Annotated in this window: 9 protein-coding genes and 1 pseudogene; 8 read left to right on the top strand and 2 right to left on the bottom strand. The window is 53.5% G+C overall.

All coding sequences use genetic code 11. The features are described from left to right. A partial coding sequence (locus GT355_RS18305) for a carbohydrate kinase family protein (protein WP_240145834.1) occupies positions 1–313 on the top strand: 313 nt, incomplete at its 5' end. An 82-nt stretch (positions 314–395) separates the two neighbouring features. On the opposite strand, the pseudogene GT355_RS18590 reads toward GT355_RS18305, so the two are convergent. Next, positions 396–546: pseudogene (locus GT355_RS18590) on the bottom strand (acetyltransferase); the annotation flags it as partial. Between the two features lie 35 nt (positions 547–581). Beyond that, positions 582–2,789 (bottom strand): TrmB family transcriptional regulator, encoded by a 2,208-nt coding sequence (locus GT355_RS15125; protein ID WP_160135397.1) that lies wholly within the window; start codon positions 2,787–2,789, stop codon positions 582–584. A gap of 122 nt (positions 2,790–2,911) precedes the next feature. On the opposite strand from GT355_RS15125, the gene GT355_RS15120 reads away from it, so the two are divergent. The 7 genes from GT355_RS15120 to GT355_RS15090 all read left to right on the top strand — a co-directional run bounded on the left by GT355_RS15120 (position 2,912) and on the right by GT355_RS15090 (position 11,243). After that, positions 2,912–5,065: a GH32 C-terminal domain-containing protein gene (locus GT355_RS15120; protein ID WP_160135431.1), complete on the top strand. Its 2,154-nt coding sequence runs from the start codon at positions 2,912–2,914 to the stop codon at positions 5,063–5,065. A 277-nt stretch (positions 5,066–5,342) separates the two neighbouring features. Further along, positions 5,343–6,485: an ABC transporter ATP-binding protein gene (locus GT355_RS15115; protein WP_160135396.1), complete on the top strand. Its 1,143-nt coding sequence runs from the start codon at positions 5,343–5,345 to the stop codon at positions 6,483–6,485. Positions 6,486–6,532: 47 nt separating this feature from the next. Next, positions 6,533–7,942: an extracellular solute-binding protein gene (locus GT355_RS15110; RefSeq protein ID WP_205250453.1), complete on the top strand. Its 1,410-nt coding sequence runs from the start codon at positions 6,533–6,535 to the stop codon at positions 7,940–7,942. Positions 7,943–8,101: 159 nt separating this feature from the next. Further along, positions 8,102–8,878 carry a carbohydrate ABC transporter permease gene (locus GT355_RS15105; RefSeq protein ID WP_240145833.1) on the top strand — a complete coding sequence of 259 codons (777 nt, stop codon included), beginning with the start codon at positions 8,102–8,104 and terminating at the stop codon, positions 8,876–8,878. Positions 8,879–8,951: 73 nt separating this feature from the next. Beyond that, positions 8,952–9,737 (top strand): carbohydrate ABC transporter permease, encoded by a 786-nt coding sequence (locus GT355_RS15100; RefSeq protein ID WP_240145832.1) that lies wholly within the window; start codon positions 8,952–8,954, stop codon positions 9,735–9,737. Between the two features lie 2 nt (positions 9,738–9,739). Next, complete coding sequence (locus GT355_RS15095; protein WP_160135392.1) at positions 9,740–10,399, top strand: hypothetical protein; 660 nt, start codon at positions 9,740–9,742, stop codon at positions 10,397–10,399. Positions 10,400–10,481: 82 nt separating this feature from the next. Continuing rightward, on the top strand, positions 10,482–11,243 hold the full coding sequence (locus GT355_RS15090) for a recombinase family protein (RefSeq protein WP_160135430.1): 762 nt from the start codon (positions 10,482–10,484) through the stop codon (positions 11,241–11,243). Positions 11,244–11,489 lie beyond the last annotated feature (246 nt).

The following is an 11,489-nucleotide window of genomic DNA, read 5'->3' as shown; positions in this document are numbered from 1 at the left end:
TGCAGCCGGCCCTCACACTGTATTCTTGACTCAGGGAGCCGACGGTGCGCGTGCATTCGCTGACGAGCGCGCGTCATGGGGACCTGCCGACACGAACCACCCGGGCTACGAGGTTGACCCTGTCGACGCGACCGGCGCGGGCGACGCCTTCCTCGCAGGTGTGCTTCATGCGCTCGCCGACGGTAAGTCGCTCAATGAGACCCTTGTATCGGCTAACGCAGTCGCCGCGCTGGCGACGACCGAAACGGGCGCAATCGATGCACTCCCGCGCTATGAACCCGTGATGGACCTCCGCACGGAAGACCACGGCTGATTGACTGGAGGATTCTCTTGGCACAACACGCCGGAATTGAGCTGCCTTCCTGTGGGCGAATAATTGATCCCACTCGATTCCTTTTGACAACCGTAGCCAGATTTCCTTGTATGATGACGCCATCCGGAACATCATCCGTCACAACTACACCGGATTCAATGACGGCGTTGTCACCAACTGTCGCACTAGGATTCAGTACGGCACGCCCTCTCTATCCAAACGTTATTGCCGACTCACCCGTTCAAATCTGCTGAAATCTCTTTATCCATTACGACTTGAAGAAAGTGTCGTACTGACTGATGAACGACCGGAGTTCCTCCGAATTGGGGGCTTCCTTGTGTCGCATGAAATATCGCCCGACGCTGTTTCCGAGTATGAGCAGCGCGCCATCCGATACATTTTCCGTGAGTCCGATTGCCACCCCGCTGATGAAGTGTGCATCAACATTCCGTACCTGTCGCGGCTTGACTACCTGCGGGGCCTGAGCATGGAGCACATTGTTCTCTGTGGCCAATGTTCCGCCCTGATTTGTGTGCATGATGTATCGCGTCACTCCGAGGGACTCACGGACGCGCTGGACGGTTGATTTTGAGTGTGTGCCGGGGTCGCCATCATAGATATCCCGGAAACGTCGAGTCTGACTGCGGTTGGCATTCACAGTAACTGTAACGATCTCATCGAGTTCGCCGAGTTCAGCGTAACCATTGCGGACCTGCGATGCGCCGAATCGGTCGATAGCGTCAGTAGCAACCTGAACATTGTCGGGTGGAGACGACAAGGTTGGCCACAAATCTTCGCGAAGGCCTCGAAACAGTGAGGGAAGCGTCGGCGTCGAGAATTCTGTCCCGACCGTCATGAGCGAAGTTCCATCAACATACTCGGCCAGTTCGGTCAGTTCGACTTCTTCAAGGAGCGTCTCCCAGGAAATCCGATCCAAGTTTGGTTCGGTGAACAGTAGCTTCTGGTCTTTGAACCGTAAGTAGTCCGTATTTGTCGTCTCGCCTACGCTAACAAGTGTCTGGTCGCGGAATTCGCGGCTGAATTCCGAGTGGATTGGTGTTCCGAGCGGTCCGATAAGCGTGATATCGTACCCAAGATTGTCGAACGTGTGGCCGGTATGTGCGACGTGCCCGCCCGGTTCGGTCCGGGTCTGGGTCCACTCAATACGGGGGACGCGTTCACTGGCATCGAATCGAAAGAGGGCTTCCTTGAATGCCTCTGATTGTCCGACACTTTGATATCCATTTGACCATTCCTCGATGATTTCCCGCATTCGGTCGACATATGCGGCGAATCCAGAGACAACTGATCTCGTCCCGAACTCATGGGGAAGTTCTCGCTGACAGGCGCGCAGGTATTCGCGGGTTTCATCGTCAAGTATGTCGTCGGTGCTCTCATTTATTTCACTGATCGTGATGATGTGCGCGCTGTAATCTTCTAAACGGTTACCGACACCACCCACGGTCACAAGCGGCGATTGCACACCATCATCGGCCTCGCCAAGATCGACTGTGAGCGACGCACGTCGGTCGTAATCGGTGAAGTAGAAACTGGTTAGGCTCCCGAACTCATGGACTTCCTCGTCACTGTCTGTGTCGTATCCCTCGAACTCGACTCTGATACTGTCGAGTGGACGCTCATGAGCAATCTGAGAGAGATCGGAAAGACAATCGCGTATTCGAAGATACTGTTGAGGAAGAGAGGGTACCCGAGACCTGAGCGGTCGGGAGAGCGGCCATACTGACTCAGATACGAACCGATCAAGGATTAGCGCGAGCTGTGAATTCGTGATATAGAAGCCCTGTTCTTCATCTTTCGATTGCTCCATCGAGGCGGTTGACCAGTAGAGACCACGATTCCGATCCGTTATGAGCGCAAAATGTTCCGCCGAGGTGGTCTCACGAACCGCACCAACTGTCTCGGGGAGCACCCCATCAGGATCGACATCGTTTGTAGACTCAGGCGAGGGGTCAGAAACGATAACTCGCACCTGCTGGTCTTCACATAGTTCAAGCGGATCGGCGACAAGAGACAATTTGCTGACTGGACACAATAGTAAGATATCGTGCTTGGCGCTAGTGAGAAGATTTTCGACATACTTTTCGATGGTTCGCTTACTCTTAAACAGGGCTATCCCGCTCTCGACGGTTTCGACCACCTCATGGAACTCTTCGAGATACTCTTCAGCTCGCTTGAGCTGATTCTGGACATCGGAGAGGGCTTCTGTGGGGTCAACCGCGTATGCTTTCCGGGGGTAGTCGTCAATGATTTCGACGAATTCGTTGTCTCGAAGATCCTCAACGGTATCATAGACACGCTGTTTGGGAACCCCGCTCACCTTGGCAAGCTCGCTCATCGTCTGAGCGCCACCGCGAACGAGTGCCAGATAGACATCAGCCTCGTATTTCGACATACCGACATTCTCTTGGAGCGTCTCTTTCAGGAGAGCAAGTTTCTCGTTGTTTTGATCAGGCATGAACTGTTAATCGTGTTTCAGGCGGGTAAACTACTGTACTTTCGACGGCCATGAGTGTCCTCAGTGAATGTAATGGACCAAAACTCATAAGCTTTGAGAATGTAACCACAGTAGTGATGAATATGGACCACAATGTTGCTCATTCGGAGGATGAACTCGCCATTCCAGGACAGATTGCCTGTCTCGTCTCTAACGATCCGAACGAATCCCTAGCTTCACTTGACTGGTGTTCGCTCGTGGCTGGGGCTACCACGCTCACGGCTGGGAATCTTTCCGAGTCAGATCTCGATGAGTATGATGTACTATGGTGGCACCGTGAAACGCCCCTCGATCAGGACGACGTGTCACTCGAACCGATCCGTTCGTTTGTCGAGTCAGGTGGTGGGCTTTTGTTGAGCCATGGCGCGGTCACCGCCGCCACTGCGCTCGGCATCGAGGCGCACGAACCCGACCGGCTGAAACGACGGACTGCTGATTCTAGTGGGTTTCTTGTTCGGACACTCTACGACTCACATCCCGTATTCGCGGGAATCAACGAGTCGGACTTTCAAACGACGAGGCCAGTAGACGCACTAGCGGTCCACTACGAGAAGCGAATGCCACACGATGCGGACGTGTTGGCCGCGACGGTTGAGTCGTCTAACCATCCCGCTAGAAAGTCGATTCTTCACTGGAACGTCGGGGAGGGATGCGTCCTGGGTGTTGGTCATGGGCTTGCATCCACTACGACCGACGACGCTCACCAAAAGACACGGACACACCTATTGGGCAACGTTCTCACGTACCTTGCTGGGGAGGGAGAGCCACTACCAACGATGGGGAAGCCCAAGGGCCGCGAGGAGTTCGAGGCGATGCGACGGGCCATTCCGAACCCGCGCCACCGGCCGCAGTACCACTTCACGCCGCCAGCGAACTGGCTCAACGATCCGAACGGACTTGTCCAGTGGAACGGTCAATACCACCTATTCTACCAGTACAACCCGGCGGGACCGTTCCACGGAACGATACACTGGGGACACGCGGTCAGTGACGATCTGGTTCATTGGGAAGACGAACCCATCGCGCTCGAACCGACACCAGACAGCCCCGACGAACACGGGTGTTGGTCGGGTGCGTTCGTTGACGACGACGGAACGCCACGTGCCATGTACACCGGGGGAAGCGAGCGGATACAGCTTCCGTGTCTCGCCACAGCCGACGATGATGATCTCAGATCGTGGAGTAAGGACCCATCGAACCCGGTCATCGAGTCGCCACCCGATTCAGTTGATGTCCTCTCTAGCACCCACTGGGAGGCGGAGTTCCGTGATCACGCGCTGTACGAAGACAACGGAACCTGGCACCAGATTATCGGTTCCGGGATCGAGAGAAAAGGTGGTACCGCGTTCTTGTATCGATCCGAGGATCTCCGCGAGTGGGAGTACTGTCATCCGCTTCTTGCCGGTGATTGGCGCGAAACCGGCCCGATGTGGGAATGTCCGGAACTCCTCCGTTTCGATGAGGGAGCACTCCTCCACGTCTCTGATTACACCAACGTGGTCGTCTTTACCGGAACTTACGATGAGGACGCAATGCGATTTGACCCTCAACACAGATGTATACTTGACCACGGAGACTTCTACGCGCCACAGTCGTTCGAGACAGACGATGGACGAACGATCACCTTCGGCTGGGTGAGAGAAGCCCGTAGCACGGAGAGCCAGTGGGACGCCGGTTGGTCCGGTCTCATGTCCCTTCCGCGTGTGATCTCGATGACCGATGAACAGCGCCCTCGTGTGGAGGTTGCAGAGGAGGTGACGCGATTGCGCAAGGAGAGACATCAATTCGAGAATGTACAGGTTTCGCCGGGTGGGTCGGGATACCTCGAAGGTGTCTCAGGTGATGCTCTCGAAATCTCAGTTACTTTTGATACTGAGGGCGCGGAGGAGTTCGGGCTAATTCTCAGGGAATCACCGGATGGAGAAGAGCGAACTATCATCTCATGTGACATGCGCTATCGGGAAGTCACCGTCAATCGAGACGAGTCGAGCCTAGACCCAGCTGTCGACGACTCGCCGCAGTCGATGCCTATCAGACTCGAAGACGACGGGACAGTCACTCTGCATCTGTTCTTGGATCGGTCAGTCGTCGAGGTGTTCGCCAACAACGCCCAGTGCTTGACCAGCCGCATCTATCCGATGCGCTCGGACAGCAATGGACTAGATCTCTATGCAACCCGTGACGAGGTGACGGTAGCGTCGCTTGATATTTGGGAAATGAAACCGGCAGACCGATAGCATCTTTGTCGGATTTCTCTCTTTAGCAGTTCGGACGGTGCAACAATGGTTGGCCACTCAGAGTGCGTAGAAAACAACTGTAGCCAATCGGATTGTTAGCGGAAACCAGCCATGTGTTAGGCTTTTTGTGCATTTGCTGTAGATTCTCATTCATAACTAACCAAACAGACCGTGGTTCGAACTACTATTGGTCTCAGTAGAAGCGTCTGCCCACTAATGGAGGATTCACCACTAACGTGAGAAAGATTGAAGTTCCTCGGCTACATCCGTGTCGCTAATGGGCAAGATAACCATTGACAATGTGCGGAAGGAGTACGACGGCGACTCGGGATCGATAGTCGCAGTTGATGGCGTCAGCCTCGGTGTACGAGACGGGGAGTTCCTTACAATCGTCGGGCCGTCTGGGTCTGGGAAGTCAACATTGCTCAGGATGATCGCCGGGTTGGAGGAAATTACCGACGGGACTATCAGCATCAGTGATTATGTTGTCAATAACATCGCTCCGCAGAACCGAGGGGTTGCGATGGTGTTCCAGAACTACGCGCTCTATCCACATATGAGCGTGAGAAAGAACATGTCCTATGGTCTCAAGTTGACGACAGATATGCCGGACGAAGAAATCCAAACACGCGTTGAGGAGACGGCTGAGATGATGGGGATTGAGGATCACCTCAATAAGAAGCCTAACAACCTCTCTGGTGGACAACAGCAGCGTGTTGCTACCGGTCGTGCAATCGTCCGACAACCCGAGGTGTTCCTATTTGACGAGCCACTATCGAACTTGGACGCAAAGCTGCGACTCCACATGCGGACGGAGCTCCAGCAGATCCAGAACGAACTTGAAACAACCTCGGTCTACGTAACTCACGACCAGACCGAAGCGATGACGATGTCTGATCGGATCGTCATCCTTGACGAGGGGACGATTCAACAGGTCGGCACTCCTGAAACAGTGTACGCAGAACCAGCGAACCGATTCGTCGCGAACTTCATTGGCTCGCCCTCAATGAATTTCTTCGATGTTACACTGGACAACGAGACGCTTGTGGCGGAGGATTTCGAGACCGAACTGTCCGCAGATTTCGCGTCGATGGTTCGCAGCCGCGCCATGACTGATGATCTCGTTCTCGGTATTCGGCCAGAACACATCACAGTTGAGGAAACGGGTTCGAATCCAGTTACGGCTGATCTCGACGTTTTAGAACACGAAGGAAGCGACAATTATCTCTATCTTTCGAAGGGCGATAGTGACTGGACCGTGAGAGTCGATGGGAACACTCGCTTCGACCCGGGGGAGACAGTCGAATTGTCCCTTCCTGAAGAACACGTTCACGTCTTCGATAGTCAGACTGGAGAAAACCTTCTCGTGAGTAGGACCTATCAAGAAATCAGTAGTTCGCCAACTATGGCAGAATCATGAGAGAGAAAATCAGCAATCAGAACGAGAGCAACGACGCTGTTGGTTCAATGGCAATCGAGAACTGTGGTCGGTCACCGCAAGCAGCAACGTCACGCCGCAATCAAGCATCTAGCGACTCAAACAGCACGGTCACCTCTAGACGCGCCCTCCTCGGCGCTAGTGGAGCAATCCTCGCTGGAGGCCTCGCAGGCTGTGCTGGCCTCACTGGCGGTACTGTTAGCGGTAGTTCCAATGACGATGGCTCCGATGATATTCAACTCGAATATTGGTTGTACTTCGGAGCGCAGGAAAACGAGGAAATGACCTCTCTCGTTAATGAATTCAACTCACAGAATAATGGAATCACGGTCAACACCCAAAGTGTGCCGTTTAACAACTTCCTAACCAAGCTGTTCGCGGCAGTTAACTCGGGAAGTGCTCCCCATATCGCTAGTTACTATGGTTCCTATGGTCGCCATCTCGAACCGATCTGCAACCCAATTGACGACTATCTTTCGAAAGGCACGAAGAACAAATACTTCCAGGTCGCTTGGAACAATCATCAAGTCAACGGCCAGACTTATGCGTTGCCGCTTGACATCCATGGCAAGGCTCTCTATACGAACGACGCTGTCTTGGAGGAGGCAGGAGTTGATCCAGATTATACAGATTGGCAATCGTTTTCCGATGCATGTGATGCGATCATCAGTGAGACGAATTCAAACGCGCTTTCCATGCTCAATGGTCGGGCAGGTCAGAGTGCGCTCCGTGCTTACATCATCCCGCTCATTCAGGCAGGAGGGCAAATTGTAGAAGGAGAACCTGATAATTATCGCGTTACGATCAATCGAGGTGCTGGTCAGAAAGCAGCCCAGTTGATGGCGGATGTTACTGGAAGGTTCGGCTGGGATAAACAGACGTTCCAGAGCGACTTCGGGCGTGTCAATGATTTCCTTAATGATGATCTCGGAATGTTGATCGAAGGAACCTGGGGAGTCAACAACTTCGAAACCGAAGATGGAGATCTTCCTGAAGATCTGTCCTTCGGATTTCATAAGCCGTTCATGTTTCCCGGCAATGGCGAGGATATCGCCTGGGCCGAGAGCAACTCAATGTACTTCCCGCGTAATGATGCCCATAGCGATGATGAGATACAAGCGGCAGTCAAGTTCGCAGAGTATGTCACCCAAAACAATACTTCTTGGGCCTCAGCTGGCGGTCACTTGCCGGCCGCGAAATCTGTAGCGACATCGAGCGAGGTCAAGAACACCGACCTCTGGAAGAAATATGGGACCATTTCAACCATGTACGATATGGTAACAAGCGGACAAGTAGAGTACCAGCCACGAACAAGTATTCATCTCAATAGCAACCAATATTGGTTGCCGCTGTATGAAATGTATCTACAAAATATAGACGTAGGACCAGCACTCGACAGGATTGTCAACTCGCTTCAGCCAGCGTTATCTAACCAGTAGTGAATAACAATGAGTGAAAATGTAGACGCAGCGACGGTCGATGGCTCATCACGCTTGAATCAATTCGTTGCTGACCGCTCAACACGGGAGTTTTTGGTTGGAATGCTGTTTGCGTTACCCTATCTCATATTGTTTATAGTGTTCTTGCTGTATCCGTTGGTGAAGGGGCTGTACATGAGTCTCTTTGATTGGAATTTCTTGTCACCAGCACAATCGACATTCATTGGTCTAGGTAATTACGCCCGGTTGCTTCAGGATCCAACGTACTGGAACGCGCTCTGGAACACTTTGGAATTCGTTGGCTTGAGCGTCCCCTTAATTGTCGGTTTGAGTCTGATACTCGCACTCGGATTGAATAAAAATCTCAAGGGAGGCCGCATCTTGCAATTCGTGTACTTCAGTCCGTACGTGTTGACGGTCTCAGTTGTTGCACTGATCTGGGTCCAGCTATTTGCGGATGGTGGTCTCGGAACAACGCTCGTTGGCTCGTTCATTAGCGGCACTCCTCTCAATTCGAGATTCTGGGCAATGCCGACGATAATTATAACGACAGTGTGGTGGCAGACCGGGTTCTACTTCGCGGTCCTTCTTGCCGCGCGACAAAGTATTCCGGAGCGGCTGTATGAGGCAGCACGACTGGATGGCGCAGGCCCGTGGCGCATGTTCCGAGATATTACACTCCCGAACATGAGGTCGGGGATACTATTCGTTGTCATCGCATCGACTGTTTTTCAGTTCCAAGTGTTCGGTCAGCCCTACATCATGACCAATGGAGGCCCTGCCGGAAGCACTGAAACGCTCGTACTGTATCTGTATCAGCTCGGTTTCGAAACACGGGAACTAGGATTTGGATCGGCGGTCGGGTACACGCTACTAGGGATTCTCATCTTAGTTTCAGTACTCAATTACTACCTCATAGGAGGCACCAATGAGTAACACAAGCGTACGCAACCGGCTCCTCAACAGAGTCGGCAAGAGACGATTGTACCGCATAGGACTATACATCGTAATGTATGGGATAGCCGCCGTGTTCTTCATCCCATTTTGGCGGATGTTTCAGCTGTCAATCGCTCCACAAGATATCGTCGCCAGCGGCGAATTCTTTTGGATTCCATCAGACGTTACCTTCGAGTACTGGCAGCGCTACCTTTTCCAAGACCTCACTATCTATCGGTGGGCGTTCAATACGCTGCTAATCGCCAGTATTGCTACGCTCTTCGTACTTGTGGTTGACTCCATGATAGCGTTCTCAATCGCTCGTCTCAGCTGGCCGGGACAAGGTATTATCCTCGGAATCATTCTAGGAAGCTTTATGATTCCTGCATACGTGAATTTCATTCCACTGTATACCCTTATCAATGATCTCGGTCTGTTCAATACCTATTGGGCGATCATTTTCCCAGTTGCAGCAGGGCCCCTTGGTGTGTTCCTGCTCGTCCAGTTCTTTCAAGACATCCCTACGGAACTGGAGGAGGCAGCCCGACTCGATGGATTCTCTTCGTTCCGGATCTACTCACGGATTATCCTCCCGCTTTCGACGCCAATTTTGGCGGCGCTCGGAATATTTACTTTTGTGACGAGCTGGAACCAATTTCTCTGGCCATTGATCGTCCTCAATAATGACCAGCTGTATACGCTTCCAATTGGTGTAGTTACCCTTCGCTCGGTGAACGCGCTTGCACCAAACGTGATTATGACATCACTGGCATTAGCATCAATGCCACTGTTCATTGTCTTCTTGCTCTTCCAAGACAAGCTCATTTCGAGCATCCAGATGCAAGCTGGAACTGGATAGCTATGGTTGGGGGAAAGGATCAAGAAGCGTTTCGTTATGCACTCTCTCAGGTTTCTCGATTTGTCTACCAGAACGGGTTCTCCTTAGCAATCATCAGTCTACTCTGGTTTCTCGCATCGTTATCACTCGTGATGATCGGGCCGGCGACCTTAGCAGCCTATGTCGCCATCCAAGACTTGCGGAGTGATCAAAATCGAGTAGATCGTGCCCACGTTCTCACCGTGCTTCGGCACAATGGCGTTGCAAGCGCCATGTTCAGTGGTGTTCCCGTTGCCCTTGGAGCGGTCGCAGTGACGTATGCCACCGCTGCGTTAGAACGCGGGTCAGTTCTCGGAGAAGGCATTGCCCTTGTTGCTGCGTATGCCGCGGTCTACGTATCGCTAGCGCTGATGCCAACGTTCGCCAAGCTGGCAGGGAGTGAAGATGCTGTCGATGCGTTGCGCTACGGTCTCAAGTGGCTCATTCGTCATCCTACACCTGCGCTGGCAATGGGTCTCATGACATTGGTCGTACTATCCGTGACGGTTCTGTTAACGATTGCCTTCGTTCTCGTGTTCCCTGGTCTTGCATTCTCGATACAGCTTACCATAATTGACGAGGTTGAGGAACACTCGTCCAGAACGTCATCCGTAGAAATGGCATCAAATAGCCTGAATTCATGATACAGTAGTTTTCCATATCGATACGAAAACCCCTACTCTTTATATACTAAATCGCGGTACGAATAGGGTGTCCGAACACACCATGCAGATCGCCGCCTACGTCCGCGTCTCGACCGACGACCAGAACGAGGATCGCCAGATGCGTGCGATCCGCCAGAAGTACAGCGAGGAGGAGACCTCGAACCAGATCGAGTGGTTCTGCGACCTCGGCGAGAGCGGGGCCTCGACCTCCCGGCAGGAGTATCAGCGCCTCCGCGAGCACGTCGCCGAGTACGACGTGGTGGTTGCTCACGAACTCGATCGGCTCGGTCGGTCGTTCGCCGACCTCGCTGGCTTTGTCGAGGACCTCCGCGAGAAGAGCGTCGACATCGACCTCGTGAACCAGCCGATTGGGACGGTCGGCGAGGACGACTGGATGGTCGAGATGATGCTCAACATGATGATGGTGTTCGCCGACGCCGAGCGAAAGATGATCCGCTCGCGTGTCCAGGAGGGTATCGACGCCGCCATCGCCGACGGGAAGCGCGTTGGCCGCCCACCTTTCGGCTACACCGTCGAGGACGGCTTCCTCCAGCAGATTCCCGCCGAGTACGTCCGCACCCAAACGTTCATCCGCGAGGTTCGCAAGGGCCGCGAGAAACACGCCACCGCCGCCTTCTTCGAAATCCCCGATTCAGCGGTCCAGAGCATCCTCGCACGGGCCGAGGCGAACTACGACGTCCCGTTCGACAACGACCAGTGGCGGCTCGAACGCGCAAAGGTCAGCGCAGGCGAGAAGGATCTCCCGGCGCTCGACGCCCAGAACGGCCACCCACCCATACCGACGAGAAGCCCAGAGCAGTAGCTGCTTGTCGGAATGCAAGCGTTCGGAGCCATCGGTGCCCCCCAGCGAAATCGACGTAACCATGATCCGGTGACAAACGGTCGTCCTCCCCGATAGAAACCGATGGAACAACACTCACCGCACTACGGGAGCCGCGTGTGAGCAGCGACCCCTCCGCTCAGTAGTCATCCGTCGGACAACTTGGAGGAGCGATTAGATATACGACATGGAGACGACGCCAACGCCAGAGTCGGACTCACCCGACAC

This window comes from Halococcus salsus, assembly GCF_009900715.1.
In the GTDB taxonomy this organism is placed as follows: Archaea; Halobacteriota; Halobacteria; order Halobacteriales; family Halococcaceae; genus Halococcus; species Halococcus salsus.
The sequence above is the reverse complement of the archived record's forward strand: the minus strand, read 5'-3'. Positions and strand labels throughout refer to the sequence as shown.